The sequence below is a fragment of the Glycomyces luteolus genome (assembly GCF_027622875.1).
GTDB classification, from domain to species: Bacteria; Actinomycetota; Actinomycetes; order Mycobacteriales; family Micromonosporaceae; genus Glycomyces; species Glycomyces luteolus.
Window position 1 is genome coordinate 83,182 of the sequence record NZ_JAPZVP010000005.1, and the last position, 15,763, is coordinate 98,944.

Annotated in this window: 15 protein-coding genes and 1 pseudogene; 7 read left to right on the forward strand and 9 right to left on the reverse strand. The window is 70.9% G+C overall.

Annotation, left to right across the window (positions count from 1 at the left end):
• Positions 1-76: 76 nt before the first annotated feature.
• Entirely contained in the window at positions 77-1,180 is a 1,104-nt protein-coding gene (locus O1R50_RS07590; RefSeq protein WP_270109318.1) for a winged helix DNA-binding domain-containing protein, read from the forward strand.
• 16 nt (positions 1,181-1,196) lie between these two features.
• On the opposite strand, the gene O1R50_RS07595 is transcribed toward O1R50_RS07590, so the two are convergent.
• Together O1R50_RS07595 and O1R50_RS07600 are read right to left on the reverse strand one after the other, a co-directional pair.
• Positions 1,197-2,417 (reverse strand): sulfotransferase family protein, encoded by a 1,221-nt coding sequence (locus tag O1R50_RS07595; RefSeq protein ID WP_270109319.1) that lies wholly within the window; start codon positions 2,415-2,417, stop codon positions 1,197-1,199.
• A gap of 161 nt (positions 2,418-2,578) precedes the next feature.
• Positions 2,579-3,118 (reverse strand): DinB family protein, encoded by a 540-nt coding sequence (locus O1R50_RS07600; protein WP_270109320.1) that lies wholly within the window; start codon positions 3,116-3,118, stop codon positions 2,579-2,581.
• 343 nt (positions 3,119-3,461) lie between these two features.
• On the opposite strand from O1R50_RS07600, the pseudogene O1R50_RS07605 reads away from it, so the two are divergent.
• Positions 3,462-4,418: pseudogene (locus O1R50_RS07605) on the forward strand (non-reducing end alpha-L-arabinofuranosidase family hydrolase); the annotation flags it as partial.
• Positions 4,419-4,508: 90 nt separating this feature from the next.
• Positions 4,509-4,787: a cellulose binding domain-containing protein gene (locus tag O1R50_RS26295; protein ID WP_408612641.1), complete on the forward strand. Its 279-nt coding sequence runs from the start codon at positions 4,509-4,511 to the stop codon at positions 4,785-4,787.
• Between the two features lie 215 nt (positions 4,788-5,002).
• Here O1R50_RS26295 and O1R50_RS07610 read toward each other — a convergent pair whose 3' ends face one another.
• Complete coding sequence (locus O1R50_RS07610) at positions 5,003-5,728, reverse strand: ABC transporter permease (protein ID WP_270109323.1); 726 nt, start codon at positions 5,726-5,728, stop codon at positions 5,003-5,005.
• Between the two features lie 88 nt (positions 5,729-5,816).
• On the reverse strand, positions 5,817-6,734 hold the full coding sequence (locus O1R50_RS07615; RefSeq protein WP_270109324.1) for an ABC transporter ATP-binding protein: 918 nt from the start codon (positions 6,732-6,734) through the stop codon (positions 5,817-5,819).
• Positions 6,735-6,856: 122 nt separating this feature from the next.
• Between O1R50_RS07615 and O1R50_RS07620 the strand changes: the two genes are divergently transcribed.
• Both O1R50_RS07620 and O1R50_RS07625 read left to right on the forward strand, forming a co-directional pair.
• Positions 6,857-8,089: an ATP-binding protein gene (locus O1R50_RS07620; protein WP_270109325.1), complete on the forward strand. Its 1,233-nt coding sequence runs from the start codon at positions 6,857-6,859 to the stop codon at positions 8,087-8,089.
• On the forward strand, positions 8,086-8,691 hold the full coding sequence (locus tag O1R50_RS07625; protein WP_270109326.1) for a response regulator transcription factor: 606 nt from the start codon (positions 8,086-8,088) through the stop codon (positions 8,689-8,691). Before O1R50_RS07620 ends, O1R50_RS07625 begins: the two co-directional genes overlap by 4 nt.
• A gap of 41 nt (positions 8,692-8,732) precedes the next feature.
• Here the strand turns inward: O1R50_RS07625 and O1R50_RS07630 are convergent, their stop codons facing one another.
• Entirely contained in the window at positions 8,733-9,563 is an 831-nt protein-coding gene (locus tag O1R50_RS07630; protein ID WP_270109327.1) for an MBL fold metallo-hydrolase, read from the reverse strand.
• Positions 9,553-10,506 (reverse strand): MBL fold metallo-hydrolase, encoded by a 954-nt coding sequence (locus O1R50_RS07635; protein ID WP_270109328.1) that lies wholly within the window; start codon positions 10,504-10,506, stop codon positions 9,553-9,555. Before O1R50_RS07635 ends, O1R50_RS07630 begins: the two co-directional genes overlap by 11 nt.
• A 92-nt stretch (positions 10,507-10,598) precedes the next feature.
• On the opposite strand from O1R50_RS07635, the gene O1R50_RS07640 reads away from it, so the two are divergent.
• Positions 10,599-10,898 carry a LysR family transcriptional regulator gene (locus tag O1R50_RS07640; protein WP_270109593.1) on the forward strand — a complete coding sequence of 100 codons (300 nt, stop codon included), beginning with the start codon at positions 10,599-10,601 and terminating at the stop codon, positions 10,896-10,898.
• Here O1R50_RS07640 and O1R50_RS07645 read toward each other — a convergent pair.
• Together O1R50_RS07645 and O1R50_RS07650 are read right to left on the reverse strand one after the other, a co-directional pair.
• Positions 10,892-11,749, reverse strand: coding sequence for a serine hydrolase (locus O1R50_RS07645; protein WP_270109329.1), 858 nt, complete (start codon positions 11,747-11,749; stop codon positions 10,892-10,894). The genes O1R50_RS07640 and O1R50_RS07645 overlap by 7 nt on opposite strands.
• 174 nt (positions 11,750-11,923) lie before the next feature.
• Positions 11,924-12,727 (reverse strand): class I SAM-dependent methyltransferase, encoded by an 804-nt coding sequence (locus O1R50_RS07650; protein WP_270109330.1) that lies wholly within the window; start codon positions 12,725-12,727, stop codon positions 11,924-11,926.
• A 75-nt stretch (positions 12,728-12,802) separates the two neighbouring features.
• Here O1R50_RS07650 and O1R50_RS07655 point away from each other — a divergent pair, with 75 nt between their 5' ends.
• A complete protein-coding gene (locus tag O1R50_RS07655) occupies positions 12,803-13,126 on the forward strand; it encodes a hypothetical protein (RefSeq protein ID WP_270109332.1) in 324 nt (107 codons plus the stop codon).
• A 188-nt stretch (positions 13,127-13,314) separates the two neighbouring features.
• Here the strand turns inward: O1R50_RS07655 and O1R50_RS07660 are convergent, their stop codons facing one another.
• Positions 13,315-15,744: a S8 family serine peptidase gene (locus O1R50_RS07660; protein ID WP_270109334.1), complete on the reverse strand. Its 2,430-nt coding sequence runs from the start codon at positions 15,742-15,744 to the stop codon at positions 13,315-13,317.
• Between the last annotated feature and the right edge of the window lie 19 nt (positions 15,745-15,763).

Genomic DNA, 15,763 nt, shown 5'->3' on the forward strand with positions numbered 1-15,763 from the left:
GAAAATCGTTCAGACATCGAAGGGACCACGTGTGGAACGGACGCCGCTTGTCGGTACCCGGCGCTAGCGTGAAGGGATGATCGAACGCCAGCACGTGCGCCGCTACCGCGTCCAGGTACAGCAGCTCGACCGCGAGCACGGGACCATCGCCGACACCGCGGTCCTCGACCTCGGCGTGCAGGACACCGGCCCTGACGGCGCGCTCTGGGCCCTCGAAGCCCGCGGCGTCGACACCGCCGGGCTCGGCGCCGCGGCCGAGCACCACGGCGACCTCGTGTGGCTCTGGACCCTGCGCGGCGCGCCCCACTGCTACCGGCGGGCCGACGCCGCCCAGGTCGCCGCCGCCGTCGCCCCCTGGTCCGAGTCCGACGCGTCGAAACGCATCTTCGACGCCTCCAAGCCACTGAAGGACGCCGACATCCCCGTGCTCGACGCGCTCGACGCCGTCGCCGGGCAGATGCGCACCATCGTCAAGGAGCCCATGGTCAAAGGCGAGTTGTCCACCCGCCTCCACGAGGTCATGCCCGAGCCCTACCAGCGGTACTGCCGCTCCTGCCAGGCCGTGCACCTCTACGAGATGCCGTTCCGGCTCTCGGCCGTGCAGGCCGGGCTCGAACTGGTCCCCGACACCTCCCCACCCGTGCTGCAGCCCATGCCCGAGTTCACCGTCGCCGACGCCTACGAGGACCGCCTCGACCCCGTCCGCGCCTACCTCCACCTGCTCGGACCGGCCACCCACAAGCAGGTCGCCGAATACGTCGACGCGCCCGTCCGCGAAGTCAAGGCCCACTGGCCCGAGGACGCCGTCGAGGTCCAGGTCGACGGGGAGACCCGGTGGATGCTCGAAGCCGACGTCCCCGCGCTGCAGGACGCCTCGGCCTCCGGGACGCGGCTCCTCGGCCCCTACGACCTGTACCTCCAGGCCCGCGATCGGTCCACCCTCGTCGCCGACCCCGCCAAGGTCAAAGCCCTGTGGCCCGTCCTCGGGCGGCCCGGAGCGGTCCTCCTCGACGGCGAGATCGCCTGCCTGTGGCGCCCCCGCAAGTCCGGGAAGAAGTTCACCGTCGCCGTCGAACCCTGGCGCGACCTCGAAGCGCCCGAGCGGAAGACGATCGAGGCCGAGGCCGAGAAGCTCGCCGCGTTCCGCGGTGTCCCCCTCACCGGCCTCGACTTCTCCTAAGGACCAGGAGCGAGGATCAGCGGATGCTCGCCGTCAGGTTGTCCACGAACAGGCCGTAGTCGCCGAAGGCCTCGTCGATCATCGCCGGCTCGAGACCGTAGTGCACCATCGAGTACTCGTGGCCGCGCTGGTCCCGCGGCCGGTTGAGCGCCTCGCTCAGATTGGCCTCGTCGGCGTCCGTCCACTTCAGGTCGAGCTTCTCGAACAGCTCCGGCACGTACTTGGACGGGTCCGCCATCATCGCGTGATAAGCGACGTCCACTGTCGCCTCGCGGGGCATCTGGATACGCTCGCGCCGGGCCCGCTCCACCATCTCCGGCAGGATCGAGAGCCAGATCCGCCCGATCGCGGCCGGATCCACCGACTTCGGGTGGTTGTGCAGGTACCCCAGTGACTCCGCCATCGAGCACATGGAGCCCATGACCGTGTGCGGATCCCGGTGCGTCCACACGAACTTCGCGTCCGGGAACACGTGGTGGATCGCCGCCGTCTCCCCCAGGCAGTCCGGGTGCTTCAGCATCCAGCGCGGCGTCTCGCGCCCGTACTGCAGGACCTGCAGCACGTCGCGCACGAACCGGTAGTCGGGCCTGGCGTCATAGGTGCGCAGGAACTCGACGTACTTCGGCATGGGCGCCATCGTGTTGTGCAGACGGCTCTGGTTGAGCAGGAAGTAGATCTCCTCCACCCAGTCGGCGCGCACCGGGTGGATGCGCGACCACGACGGGCTCAGCATGAGGATCTGGTCGAGCCGCTTCTGCGTCTGGCGCCGGAGCCTCGCCACCTCCGCTTCCGGCCGGGGCAGCCCGATATTGTCCATCTCCCACATGTACGGCCCGCGCCCGCCCGACGCGTTCGCGAGGATCTTGTGGGTCAACGTGGTCGCCGTCCGCGGCAGCCCGATCACGAACACCGGCGCCTCGATCCGCTCCTCGCGGATCGCCGGGTGCTCAGCCTGCAGGCGGCGCACCAGGAAGCGGTTGCGGATGCGGGTCTTCACCATGTCCTGCACCGAGAGCCACCCGACGCCGCTGAGCGACGGGACCTCGGCGACGAATCCGAGGAAGCGCCGCAGGTGCTGCAGCTCCGACTCGTCCTCCTCGGTCAGGGACACACCGGCGCTCGCGGAGCGCTGGGCGTCCATGAGGCGGTCGAAGAAGCGGTAGGGATCGTGGCGCGCCCGCGCGGCGGGAGCGGTGAGGGCGTTGACAAGGCGCAATCGTGCGGTGGTCCGGCGCATGGAATGTCCTCTCTGCGTTGGCATTCGACGCCAAAGGGGGTAACGCCCCCGGAGCGTAGCGCAACCGGGTCACCGTTTGAAGTCCTGCGCGAGAAGCGTTCTGCCGCATTCGCGCCGCCACGGCCCCTACCTCCATTTCAGACTGATTCAGTCGGATTCGATCATTCGCCGGTCTCGCCGTCGATCGCCTCCCGGAGGAGATCGGCGTGGCCGTTGTGGCGCGCGTACTCCTCGATCATGTGGCAGAGGATCCACCGCAGCGAAGGGCTGAGCCCGTTCGGCCAGACCAAGCGCGCGCTCGTGCCCAGGCCGCCGTTCGCCAGCGCCTCGGCGACGGACGCGCGGGCGCCTTCGATGCTGTGCTGCCATATGGCGTGCAGGGCTTCGGGGGTGTCGTCGGCGGCGGAGTGCCATTCCCAGTCGCGGTCGGCCTTCCAGTCGACGGAGTCCCAGGGTTCGCCCATGGGTCGGCCGTAGAGGGAGCGGCTGAACCAGCTGGTCTCCACATAGGCCATGTGCTTGAGGAGGCCGCCGAGGGTCATGGTGGAGGCGGCGATGGTGGTGTTGAGTGCGGCGCTGTCGAGTCCGGCGGTCTTCCAGGCGAGGGTGGCGCGCTGGAAGTCGAGGAAGCCGAGGAGGGTGGCGGCCTCGTCGCCGCCGGCGGGCGGTTCGGGGCGGCCTTGGGCGTCGATGATGGTCATGGCTGGACTGTACTCGGGCCTCGGCGACGCTTGCGAGCCGTTAATCGGCACCGTCCGGAAGTTCCGAAACTATTCACTGCTTCAGCATCCATTTACATGTATCGATGTTTATCGGTAACCTGTTCGTGCGGTCCGCGATAATTCCGAAATCTCCTGAAACTTTCGGATTGCACGCGCGGACGCCTTGTACCCCAAGGAGAGAAGAACCATGAGCATCTCGATCCGAACGCGGCTGCGGGCGGTGCGCATCGCACTGCTCGCCGCCGCGATGGCCGCCACCATGGCGGCGGGCCTCACGGCCCACGCCCAGAACACGGAGGAGGACGCGGCCGCCCCGGTGCAGGCCGAGGCGCTCCCCGCGAGCTTCACCTGGAGCTCCAGCGGCGTCCTCGCGGGCCCCAAGCCCGACTCGGCCCACCCGAACATCGCCGGGCTGAAGGACCCCTCGGTGGTCTTCCACAACGGCAAGTGGCACGTGTTCGCGTCGATCGCGAGCTCGGCCGGATACAACATGGTGTACTTCAACTTCGCCGACTGGTCGCAGGCGGCGAGCGCCAGCCACTACTTCCTCGACCGGTCCGCGATCGGCACCGGCTACCGGGCCGCGCCCGAGGTGTTCTACTACGAGCCGCAGGGCCTGTGGTACCTCGTGTACCAGGACGGCAACGCCGCCTACTCCACCAACCCGGACATCGCCAACCCGGCCGGGTGGTCGGCGCCGAAGCACTTCTACTCCGGCATGCCGCAGATCATCCAGGACAACATCGGCTCGGGCTACTGGGTCGACATGTGGGTCACGTGCGACGACGTGAACTGCCACCTGTTCTCCTCCGACGACAACGGGCACCTCTACCGGTCCCAGACCTCGGTCGCGAACTTCCCGAACGGCATGAGCCAGCCCGTGATCGCCATGCAGGACGACAACAAGTACGCGCTGTGGGAGGCCAGCAACATCTACAAGGTGCAGGGCACGAACCAGTACCTGCTGCTGGTGGAGGCCTTCGGGTCGGTCGGCCGCTACTTCCGGTCGTGGACGTCGACGAGCATCGCGGGGCCCTGGACGCCGCTGGCCGACAGCAACGCCAACCCGTTCGCGGCCGCGTCCAATGTGACGTTCCCGGGCGGGGTGTGGACGAAGGACATCAGCCACGGCGAGATGATCCGGGCCGGGGTGAACCAGAAGATGGAGATCAACCCCTGCAACATGAAGTACCTCTACCAGGGCATGGATCCGAACGCGTCGGGCGACTACAACAGCCTGCCGTGGCGGCTGGGGCTGCTGACGCAGACGAACTCGAGCCCCGACTGCGGCGGGACCGGCGAGACGACGCCACCGCCGACGACCCCGCCGCCCACCACGCCGCCGCCGTCGAGCGGCTGCACGGCCGTGGTGACCGTGGTGGGCGACTGGGGTTCGGGCTGGCAGGGCCGCGTCGACGTGACGGCCGGGAACGCCGCGCTGAGCGGCTGGAGCCTCACCTGGACCTGGCCGGGCTCGCAGCAGGTCAGCTCGTCGTGGAACGTCGACTGGCAGCAGTCGGGGACGGCGGTGACCGCCGGCGACGTGGGCTGGAACGGCAGTGTCGCGGCGGGCCAGACGCGGGAGGCCTTCGGGTTCATCGCGTCCGGGCCGAGCGCGGCGCCGAAGGTGACCTGCTCCTCGGCTTAGGACAGAAAGCCGGTGCCCGCTCCCCCGGATCTGGGGAGCGGGCACCGGAGTGCACGGGGGACGGGGTCCGGTCGCGATTGACGCGATGCTTTCAAGCTATGGCCGGCGGCCACGGACGGCAAGGTCCGCGGCGCAACGGTTTGGTAAATCAGGTGTTCAGTCGATGCGGCCTGGCCCCATCGGCGGGCCCAAGGGATCCCGTTCGGCGCGCTGGTTCAGGGGCGGGGCTGCCAGCGGAAGAGCCTGGCGGCGATGACGACGGCGGCGATGGCGACGATCGTGGAGAGCAGCAGCGGTTCGAGGGCGGCCGCGTAGCCGTCGGGCGAGCCGTCCCAGGCGTGCCGGGTCAGCTCGGCCATGCCCGCGCCCGGGACCGCCGCGACGAGGACCGACTTCACGCCTTCGAAGGGGAACAGGCCCAAGGCGATCCCGGCCATGAACACCAGCGTGCCGGGCAGCACCGTGATCTGGGCGGCCTCGGGGCTCTTCGTGAACGAGGCGGTGAGGAAGCCGAGCGCCACCGAGGTGACGGCGCCGTTGGCGAAGGCGAGGACCAGCAGTTCGGGATGCTCCGGGGCCACGCCGGACTCCCAAGCCGTGTAGGCGAGGACGACCAGGGTCTGCACGGCGGCGACGAGCACCAGCGGGCCGGTCAACCCGGCCACAATGGAGGTCGTGGAGACCGGCGAGCTGCGCAGGCGCTTCAAGTAGCGCTGCTGGCGGCGGGCGGCGAGCGTCATCGTGCTCGTCATGAACACGCCGAACACGAGCAGCATCGCCAGCTGCATGGAGGCGAGCGTGCCAGGGTCGGACAGGCTCTCGATGTTCGAGCGGCTCACGAAGAACGCCATGGCGATCGGGAGGATCGCGGCGGTCACGAGGACGGTGCGGTTGCGCAGGATCAGGCGGGACTCGGCCACGGCGAGGGTCAGGGCGGTCATGAGTGTCTCCATAAGGTACTAGGCAGCACGGGAGGGCTGGGTGTGGCTGATGAGGGCTGGTCCCTCGTGACTCCGTTCGGGGAGCGGTTCACGCGGCGGGCTGGGCTTCGAGTTCGGCGAAGATCTCGTCCAGCGTGGCCGGTCCGGCGCGCAGGTCGCCGAGGTCGACACCGGCGCGGGCGGCCCAGTCGAGGAGGCGGTGCAGGTCCGCCTGCAGTTCGGTGGTGCGGATCGTCAACCGCCCGTCGGCCACGGCGGTACGGCCCGCGAGCGCCGGCAGGTCCAGCGGATCGAACGGCTTGGGGCTTACCGTGATCCGGGCCTCGTGGGCGCCGGTGATCTCCTCGACCGTGCCGAACCGGGCGATACGGCCCCGGTCCATGATCGCCACATGATCGGCGAGTTCCGCGGCCTCGTCCAGGTAGTGGGTGGTCAGCAGCACCGCCGTCCCGCGATCGGTGAGCTCGCGCAGCAGCGCCCAGGTGCGCCGCCGCGACGCCGGGTCCAGGCCCGTGGTCGGCTCGTCCGCGAACAGCACCACCGGATCCGTCGCCAGCGCCAGCGCCAGGTCGAGGCGCCGCCGCTCGCCGCCCGAGAGCGCGCCGACGCGGACGCCCGCCCGGTGGGAGAGGTCCACGCGGCCGATCAGCTCCCCGCGTGAGGGCAGGCGGTGCAGGTCGGTCCACAGGCGGAGCGTCTCGGCCGCGGTGAGGTCGTCGGCGAAGCCGGTCTCCTGGCCGATGACGGCGACGCGCCCGGCCAGGTCGCGGCGGTGCCGGTACGGGTCGAGCCCGCGGACGCGGACGATGCCCGCGGCGGGTCGGCGCAGTCCCACCGCGGTCTCGACGGTCGTGGTCTTCCCGGCGCCGTTGGTGCCGAGGAGCGCGAAGAGCTCACCGGGGGCGATGGTGAAGGAGACGCCGTCGACGGCGGTGAAGGAGCCGTAGCGGCAGGCGAGGTCGCGGACCTCGACGGCGGGCCGGTCTTCGTGGGGGGTCGCGTTCATGGGTTCAATCCTGCGGGTTCCCAAGGGCCGCAGGTAGTGCCGGAACCGCATCGGTCGAGGTGACGGACGTGTGGGGGCGGTCTGACAAATGTCATCCGGGGCCGGGGTGGTTGAATCTCCCGGTGCCCCCAGAAACTGAGTCCTCCGCGCGGAATCTGCGCCGCCTGCGCACGTACACGTTCTTCACCGTGATCGGCACCGGGCCGACGGTGCTGCTCCTCGCGGCGTTCTCGCTCGCCGGATCCGGGCTCGGGGGCACCGAGCTGGCGCTTGCGGGCGGCGCCGCGACGGTCTCGGTGGTGCTGTGCACGGCCGCGCTGTCGCTCCACTGGCACGGGCAGGGTCCGTGGCGGCGGAAGATCTTCTGGTCGGCGGCGCTCGTGGCGCTGGTGCTCGGTGCCGCGGTCGAGGCGCGGGCGGGCCAGATCGAGGGCATGTGGGCGGCGCCCGCGGGTCTGCTTGTCGCGGAGTTCGCGCTGTGGTTCAAGCCGGGGAAGCGGGCGCGGGCGCTGCTCCTGGGTTGCGCGGTCGTGCTGGGCGCGGTGATCGCGTTCGCGCAGCTGGGCTGGTTCTCGCCAGGAGCAGTGATCGTGTCGATCCTGATGGTGCCCACCATGAGCACGGCCGTCGTCTGCCAGTTGTGGCACTACCAGGTGGCGCAGGAGCTCGAGCGGGCGCGCGGCCTCGCGGCGGAGCTCGCCGTCGCCGAGGAGCGGCTGCGGTTCGCAGGCGAACTGCACGACGTGCAGGGCGGGAACCTGCAGGCGATCACGTTGAAGGCGCAGGTCGCGCGGCGGCTCGTGCAGGTCGACCCCGAGCGGGCCGAGGCCGAGATGCGGGCCGTCGAACAGCTCGCCCGGGCGGCGCTCAAGGACGCGCGGGAGGTCGTGGGCGGATACCGGAAGGTCGCACTCGCCGACGAGATCGACTCGGCTGCAAGGATTCTCAAATCGGCGGGCGTGCAGGCCACGGTGCCCGACGCGGCGCCGTCGCTCGACGAGGACACCGAGAAGCTGCTCGGGCTCCTGGTGCGCGAGGCGACCACGAACCTCATCCGGCACGCGGACCCGACCGCCGCCGACATGTCCATCGTGGAGGTCGACGCCGAGGTCACGGTCACGGTGACCAACAACGGGGCGCCCGAGCCCGGCGGGAACGGCAACGGCCTCGCGATGCTCCGTGACCGGTTCGCCGAAGCGGGCGGGACCGTCGAGCACACCCACGACGGCGACCGGTTCGTCCTCAAGGGAACCGTGCCGAAACCGCAGGTGCCGCCGCAGCCGCAGCGCCAGGCGGCGAAGCCGAGACGGGGGACGCCGGTGCGGCGGATCGCCCGCAAGCGGACGCGGCGATGATCCGGCTCCTGGTCGCCGACGACGAGACGCTGGTGCGCGAGGCGCTGGCCGTGCTCCTCGGGCTCGAAACCGACATCACCGTGATCGCCCAGGCCGACAACGGGGCCGACGCGGTGGTGCTCGCCGACTCCCGGCTCCCCGACATCGCGGTCCTCGATCTGGAGATGCCGCCGCAGGACGGACTCTGGGCCGCGATGCGCATCCGCGAGAACAACCCCGGCGTCAAGGTCATGCTCGTGACCCGGCACGCGCGCCCCGGCGTGCTGCGCCGGGCCCTCGCCGCCGGCGTCTCGGGTTTCGTCCCCAAGACCACCCCGGCCGAGCGGCTCGCGCAGATCATCCGCGACATCAGTCAGGGCCGCCGCTACATCGACCCGGAGATCGCCGCGACGGCCCTCACCGAGGACCGCTCGCCCCTGACCGAACGGGAGCTCGACCTGCTCCGCGCGACCAGGGGCGGCGGCACGATCGAGGAGATCGCCGCCCAGCTCCACCTCGCGCCGGGCACCGTGCGGAACTACCTGTCGACCGCGATGCGCAAGCTGGACAAGAAGACCCGCCACGCCGCCGCCCAGCACGCCTGGGAGCAGGGCTGGATCTAGAGCGTGTTTGAGAAGCCCCGGCGGGGTTTCGCAAACACGCTCTAGCCGATCGTGAACGACTCCAGGTGGTCGAGGAGCACGAACTCGGAGTCGGGGCTGTACTGGGCCACCTTCTCCCCCAATGCCGCGCCGCCGAAGAGGTCCACGGCCGGTTCGGTCAGCGGTTCCTCGTAGTCGTCCCAGTGCGTCGGGATCACGTACGGGGGGCTGCCGACCGCGGCGAACAGCCGCTCCTCGTAGTCCGGGTAGTTCGGGTTGGGGCCCTGCATGAACAGGACGGTGGGCCGGATGCCCGCGATCTCCCGCTCATGGAACGACGGCACCGCGTTGAAGTAGAGCGAGACGCCGCCGAACGTCACGAGGTAGGCGAGGCTGCCGCCCTCCACCAGGTCCTTGATCACCGCGGGCCGGTCCGGGGCCTCGCCCGGGCGCGTGCCCGGGAACAGCAGGCTCTTGTGCTTCCCGGTGACGCCGTGCGAGGAGCGGAAGACCTCCACTGTGTAGTCCTCGAACTGATACAGCTCACCGCCGCCCACCTGCGCCAGCTGCCCCGCCGGGGTGCCCATGGCGCGCAGCAGGTTCAGGTGCGTCTCGGTGCCGAGGACCGTGGCGCCGGTCTTCTCGGCGACGTACGGGACGTCCGCGATGTGGTCGAAGTGGGCGTGCGTGATGAGGATCGAGTCGGCGGCGCCGATGTGCTCGTCGACCGCGGCCTCGTCGATCGCGATCGGCGTCTCCGGGTTGAACTGGCCCGGTTTGGTCGCACCGGTGTAGGTGCGCGACACGTACGGGTCGACGAGCACGGTGGCGCCGTTCCCCGTGACCTCCCAGGCGTTCGTGCCCAGCCAGCGGACGTGGACCTCAGAAGTCATGGCTCTCCAAGTGGTCGATGAGCAGGAACTCCGAATCGGGGCTCGCGGCCGCTACCCGCTCGCGCAGCGCCTCCACATTGCCCCCCGCGACGGCCGGCTCGGTGAGCGGCTTGTCGAAGTCGTCCCAGTGGGTCGCGATCACATACGGCGGGAAGCCCGTGGCCTCCAGCAGCCGTTCCACGTACCCGGGCGTGTGCCCGCCGCCGGGCTGCACGAACACCGCCGTGGGACGCAGGTGCGCGATCTCGTGCTCGTGGAAGTTCGCCGAGCCGGCGTTGAAGAACGAGACGCCGCCGAAGTCGATCAGGTAGGTGAGGCTGCCGCCCTCGATGAGGTGCTTGATCTTCTTGGGGCGCTTGGGGACCTGGCCGGGCCGGGTGCCGCCGAACAGGATCTGCTTGTGCTCGCCGCTGGCCGAGTGCGAGGACCGGAAGACCTCCACCGTGTAGCCGTCGAACTGGTACAGCTCGCCACCGAGGACCTGCGAGAGCTGGGCCTCCGGGGCGTCCATGGCCCGCAGCAGGTTCAGGTGCGTCTCGGTGCCGAGCACCGTCGCGCCCGTGCGCGCCGCGAGGTACGGGACGTCGGCGATGTGGTCCCAGTGGCCGTGGGTGACGAGGATCGTGTCGGCCTTCGGCAAGTGCTCGTCGATCACGTCCTCGTGGACCTCGATCTCGGTCTCCGGATCAGCCCCTTCGGAGGTGTAAGCCCCCGTGGGGAAGCGGCTCACCCACGGGTCGATGAGGACCGTGGCCGCCTCGGTCGTGAACTCCCAGGCGTTCGTGCCGAGCCAGCGCAGCCGCACCGCGGGAGCGGTCGCGTCGTCGGTCTGGGCGGCGGCGATGCCGCCCGCGGTGGCGGTGGCCGCGAGCGCGGCGGCGCCGGTGCCCATGAGCAGGCCGCGGCGGCGGATCGGTGGCGTGTGGTCGATGGCTGTGGTCATGGGTGACATTCAAGCCGCCGTGTCCCCTACCGTCCAATATCAACGCGCCTATGGGCCGATACGGGCGTTGATATCGTTGCCGCGTGGACATCATGCGGCACTTGGAGTGTTTCCTGGCGGTAGGTGAAGAACGTCACTTCGGGCGGGCCGCCGAGCGTCTCGGCATGGAGCAGCCGCCGTTGAGCCAGCGCATCCGGCGCCTCGAAAAGGAGCTCGGCGCGGACCTGTTCGACCGCAGCGGCGGGCAGGTCCACCTGACGCCCGCAGGGCATGTGCTCATGCGGGAGGCGCCGGAGCTGCTGCGCGCGCATCAGCGGATGCGGACGCTGGTGAGCCGGGCGGCCGCCACGGATCGGGCGGATCCGCCGCGGCCGTGGTCGTCGATCTACTGACCGAGCGCCTCGGTGAGGGCGAGGGCGGCCCGGCTCATGGCGAGTTCGACTTCGCGGAAGTTGCCGCGGGTGACCTGCGCGAACACGGCGATGGCGTGGCGGCGGCCGTCGGGCCACTCCCAGACGGCGACCTCGTTGAGCCAGCCGGGGAGTGAACCGGAGCGGCCGAAGGGCTTGACTTCGCTGGGGGCGAGGCGGGAGAGGCGGCCGCCGGTCAGCTGGCGGCCCATCCAGTGCCGCAGGTCGGCGGCGACCGGCGCGGGGCCGTTCCAGACGTGCCGCAGGAACGCGGTCATGTCGGCGGGTGTGGACGCGTTGGTGCGCATCGGGTCCCAGGCGCTGGTGGCACGCAGTTCCGCGGTGGTGACCGCGCCGCTCTGGAGGACGTGGGCGAGCGCTTCAAGGTCGGCGATGTCGAGGTCGCGGGCGACCTCTTCGAGGATGACGCGCGGCGAGCCGAGCAGGCGGGTGTGCTTGAGGCCGAGCCGGGCGGGGAGGCTGCGGAGGGCGCCCGCGCCCATGTGCTTGACGACGAGGTCGGCGGCGGAGTTGTCGGAGACCTCCATCATGAGCGACGCGAGGTCCCACACGGCGATCTGCGAGTCGTAGCGGAACCCGGCGACGCCGGTGCCGCCGAGCCGGTCGGCGGCGGTGACCCGGATCGGGGCGGCGGGGTCGATCAGGCCCGCTTCGACCTGGCACCGGAACTCCCAGGCGATGAAGAGCTTCACGACGGACACGAGGATCACCGGGTCGGTCTCGCGGACGCCGAGGCCGCGGCCGTCCGAGAGGTCGCGGATGTGGGCGGATACGTTGGCGCCCAAGGGCGCGAAGAAGCGGTCGAGGTCCATGGGGCTCCTGGTGGCGCGGTCACGGGCCGCGGTTCGGGAGGTCGACGACACCGGGGCCGTCGAAGACGGCGGCGCCGATCGAGCGGCCCGGCTGCCGCGGGGCACTGAGACTCTCACGGGATCCGCCCCGGTCTGCACCGGCGGGATCGTCGCTGTGATCGTGCCCCTCCGGGCTCAGACGCCTTGCGGATCTTCACCAGATCGTGTCGCAGGCTTGAGGACGGCCAGGTATTCGTAGTGGTCCCTGAGCCAGGCCGCGTCGCCGGTGTGGTCGGCGGCGAGATCGACCGGTTCGCCTCCGGCCAGGACGCCTGCGAGGGCGAGCCCGGTGCCTTCGAGGAGCAGCCGCAGGTCCGCCGGGCTGTAGCAGCGCAGGCGCTGGGTGATCCGGCGTTCGGGCTCGGCGGCGTCCCACCAGGTGTCGACGGCGGTGGAAGTGACCGGGTCGAAGACGGTCTCCTGCTGGAGTTCGTGATGGTAGCCGCGCCCGGGGTTCGCCTGCAGCAGTTCGGTCTCGCCGTGCCAACTGGCCCAGACCAGCGGATTGAACACGTCCACCAGCGCGGTCCCGTCGGGTTCGAGCCATGCGGCGATCCGGCGCAGCAGGCGGCGCTGGTCGGCGTCCGAGCCGATCCCGAAGCCGTTCCAGTAGGTGACGGTGTCGAAGCGGTCGCGGAGGTCGACGGTGTAGAAGTCGCCGCGCACGATCCGCAGGCGCTCGGGTCCGAGCCGCTCCAGGTGGGCTTTGGCGTGATCGGCGCGGTCGGTGAGTTCGACGCCGACGACCCGGTGCCCGGCCTCGGCGAAGGCGGCGGACGTGCTGCCGTAACCGCAGCCGAGTTCGAGGACGCGCCTCGGATCCGGGCCGCACACGCGGTGCAGCAGTTCGACGCGGCCGCGATCGCGGTCGCCGACGCCCGATTCGGCCTCGGCCCACCAGCGGCCGGTGCGGGAGTAGAAGTCCTCGACCCAGTCCATGCAGTGAGCCTAGGGAATCGGAGGCGCCGGGGCAATGGCGTATCGGCGGGAGGCGGCCTCACTATGCTGGCGGTCATGGAGGAGCATCCGCTGGTCCGGGAGGTCTATCCCGAACTCGTCGCCGAGCTCGCCCGCCTCTTGGAGGCCGAGGGCGAGCGGTACCTGGCGATCCTGGCGCACGACCTCCGGCTCGTCGCCGAATGCGAGTGCAAGGACGACTTCTGCCAGAGCATCCGCACCGCTGAACACCCCGAGGGGGCTCCGTACGGGCCGGGGCACCGGAATGTCCTCCTCGATCCGGAGGAGGGCATGCTCGTTCTCGACGTCCTCGACGAGCGGATCGTCTACGTGGAGATCCTGTTCCGCCCGCCCATGGCCCGCCGGGACGTCAGCGGATGAGCAGCGTCTCGAGGTGGGCCCGGGGCTCATCGGCGACGTCGGGGTATTAGAGCCACCGCACTTGGAGGCCGTCCCCGAGCGCGACGCAGACCGCCTCGAGCCGCGACCGACCCGGTTTTTCACCTTCGGTCACGGCCTGTCGTATCCCTTGGGACGGCGGGCTTCCACGCGGACCCCGCCGTCCCGCCTCACCGGGAGGCGTTCATCGGTGCGAGTGCGGCGTCGCCGTCGGCTTCGGCGATCGCGTTCGACGCGGCGAGCGCGAAGTCCTGGCGGAGGCCGTCCGAAGGGGCCGCGCCCGGGGCGTGCTGGGTGACCGAGACGCCGCGCACGCGGACCGTGTACACGCCGTCTTCCGGTGCGGCGACGATGATCTGCTGGACGTTGTTGGTGACGCGCGTGGCCGGGTTGTCGTCCCAGTTGAGGAGCTCGCCCGCGGGCGTCTCGAGTTGGAGGTACAACTCGTTCACCAGGCCGCCGAGGCCTTCGAGGGACGGCGCGTCCGTCCACACGAGCGTGACCTTGAGCGGCTCGCCCGGGTCGTCGGGTTCGATCCGGTAGCGGCGGATCTCGCCGGTCGCCACCGCATCGGCGGGCGCGTCGGCGAAGCGACTGCGGGCGGCTCCGCCGACCGCGCGGGTCACGTCGATGCGGCCGAAGCCGCTCACCGGGTTCGGGCCCGCGGGCACCTCGCCCGGGTACTGGCCGGGCATCGCGACCGCGCCGTTCACCAAGAGCGCCTTCAGGAGCGCCGCCGACGGGCGGCGGCCCTCCTCGGTGTGGCCCTGCTCGACGAGATGCTGGCGCACCAGCGCCGCCGCGCCCGCGACGAGCGGTGTGGCCATGCTGGTGCCGCCGCTCCAGCAGTAGCGTTCGCGCAGCGGATGGCCCTCGGGCAGGCGGCCCCACAGCGGCTCGTCGTCTCCGGCGTACACCGAGGTGAGCATGGACAGGACGTTCGTGCCCGGCGCGACCACGTCGGGTTTGATCCGCAGGTCGTCGGTGGGGCCGCGGGAGGAGAACGCGGCCATGCCGTCGGCGTCGTCCGAGACGTGGCCGGCCGCGCCGAGCTTCTGATAGCGCCCGAGCTGGCTCCAGTTCCGGTCGATCCCGGGCGGCGGCTCGGAACCGCTCGGCCGCAGGTTCTCGCTGGCGCCCACGGTGAGGCAGTTCTTGGCGGTGCCGGGCGAGCCCATCGAGTCGGGATCGATCAGGCCGTCGTTGTCGGCGTCCGCGCCGTCGTTCCCGGCCGCGAAGAGCACCAGCATGTCCGGGTGCGTCCACATGAACTCGTCGACGGCCCGCGAGTTCTGCCCGTACTCCCCCGCGACCGGCGCGCCCCACGAGTTGGTGTGGACGCGGGCGCCCGCCTCGTAGGCCTCGGCGAACAGCGCCCCGATGTCACCGGGGATCCCGTAGAGGCCGGATTCCGGTGGCGGCCAAGGGGACGTGAACGGCCGCAGGCCCGCCGCGGCGAGTTCGGCGCGGGTCTTCCACCGGATTTTTTGATTGACCGCCTGAAAGAAGAGAGTCGCTTCGGGGGCGATACCGGCGGGGACCGGTCCGGCTCCGGCCCGGCGGGCGGCCTCGCCGCTGCCGAGGACTGAACCGGTGACGTGCGTGCCGTGCCCGGAGTCCGTGTCGGCCGGGCCGTCGTCGTGGCCGGGCGGGTCGTTCGTGAAGGGCGCCAGGACTTCCCGGGTCGGCCACGAGGTGATCCCGGCGATCCGGCCGCGCACGTCCGGGTGCACGGTCTCGGGGTCGCCGTTGTCGAGCCCGGAGTCGGCCACGGCCACGATCTGCCCCGCGCCCGCGAGCGCGAGGCCGCCGAAGCGGTGGTCGGCGGGCACGCCCATGATCGCGGCGGCCTTGTCGTTGCTGGTCTGCGAGAACGCGTACGGCACGATCGCTTGGACGCCTTCGAGGTCGGCGAGTTCGGCGATCACCGAGCGCGGGACGCTCGCGACGAGGGACTTCGGGAGGGCCGTGAACACCGCGCCCCCGGCGGCCCGGATGCGCCTCGCGAGCGGAACCGTGTCCTCGCCGGGGAAGACGGCGACCTCGATCATCTGCGGGCCGTCGTCGGCGAAGTCCTCGGGGTCGACCGCCGCGAGGTAGGCGGCGTCGAGGTCGCGGCGCGGCGCCGGATGGAGCTTCGGGGAGACCTTCATGGCCGGGCGGTAGGGGGTGACCTCCTCGACGCAGGACAGGGCCCGGATCCCTTCGGCGCGTTCGGGAAGGAACCCGGCGAGCAGGGTGAATCCGGAGAGGCTGCCGTGGAGTTCGGCCCCGGCTCCGGCGAGCTCGTCCAGCCAGGCGGCGGTGGGCGGCCCGATGAGCTTGACGAGGTAGTAGGCGGTGCGCCCGGGCTCGGGCGCGAGGGTGACGGCGGCCTGGGCGTCGAGGGCGGCGGCGAACTGGAAGCTGGCGCCCGCGGTCTGGACGGGCTGCTCGGGCAGGGGCGTGGTCTCGAGGCCCCGCGCGTCGAGGTCGCGGGCCTGGCGGGGCGTGCCGGTGACGAGGAGCTGGTCGGGGTATTCGGCGAGGACTTCGACGCCGGTCTCGAGGACGGTGTCGCGGTCGGCGGTGCTGCGAAGGGTCACAAGGAGTCTGGACATGGCGGCCTTCTTCGGAGGG

What these genes read in the sequence shown, in the direction of transcription:
- O1R50_RS07640 (WP_270109593.1), top strand. Translation starts at nt 10,599, where the DNA reads ATGCGGCACTTGGAGTGTTTCCTGGCGGTAGGTGAAGAACGTCACTTC.
- O1R50_RS07615 (WP_270109324.1), bottom strand. Translation starts at nt 6,734, where the DNA reads ATGAACGCGACCCCCCACGAAGACCGGCCCGCCGTCGAGGTCCGCGAC.
- O1R50_RS07590 (WP_270109318.1), top strand. Translation starts at nt 77, where the DNA reads ATGATCGAACGCCAGCACGTGCGCCGCTACCGCGTCCAGGTACAGCAG.
- O1R50_RS07595 (WP_270109319.1), bottom strand. Translation starts at nt 2,417, where the DNA reads ATGCGCCGGACCACCGCACGATTGCGCCTTGTCAACGCCCTCACCGCT.
- O1R50_RS07650 (WP_270109330.1), bottom strand. Translation starts at nt 12,727, where the DNA reads ATGGACTGGGTCGAGGACTTCTACTCCCGCACCGGCCGCTGGTGGGCC.
- O1R50_RS07600 (WP_270109320.1), bottom strand. Translation starts at nt 3,118, where the DNA reads ATGACCATCATCGACGCCCAAGGCCGCCCCGAACCGCCCGCCGGCGGC.
- O1R50_RS07655 (WP_270109332.1), top strand. Translation starts at nt 12,803, where the DNA reads ATGGAGGAGCATCCGCTGGTCCGGGAGGTCTATCCCGAACTCGTCGCC.
- O1R50_RS07610 (WP_270109323.1), bottom strand. Translation starts at nt 5,728, where the DNA reads ATGACCGCCCTGACCCTCGCCGTGGCCGAGTCCCGCCTGATCCTGCGC.
- O1R50_RS07630 (WP_270109327.1), bottom strand. Translation starts at nt 9,563, where the DNA reads ATGACTTCTGAGGTCCACGTCCGCTGGCTGGGCACGAACGCCTGGGAG.
- O1R50_RS07635 (WP_270109328.1), bottom strand. Translation starts at nt 10,506, where the DNA reads ATGACCACAGCCATCGACCACACGCCACCGATCCGCCGCCGCGGCCTG.
- O1R50_RS07645 (WP_270109329.1), bottom strand. Translation starts at nt 11,749, where the DNA reads ATGGACCTCGACCGCTTCTTCGCGCCCTTGGGCGCCAACGTATCCGCC.
- O1R50_RS07660 (WP_270109334.1), bottom strand. Translation starts at nt 15,744, where the DNA reads ATGTCCAGACTCCTTGTGACCCTTCGCAGCACCGCCGACCGCGACACC.
- O1R50_RS07625 (WP_270109326.1), top strand. Translation starts at nt 8,086, where the DNA reads ATGATCCGGCTCCTGGTCGCCGACGACGAGACGCTGGTGCGCGAGGCG.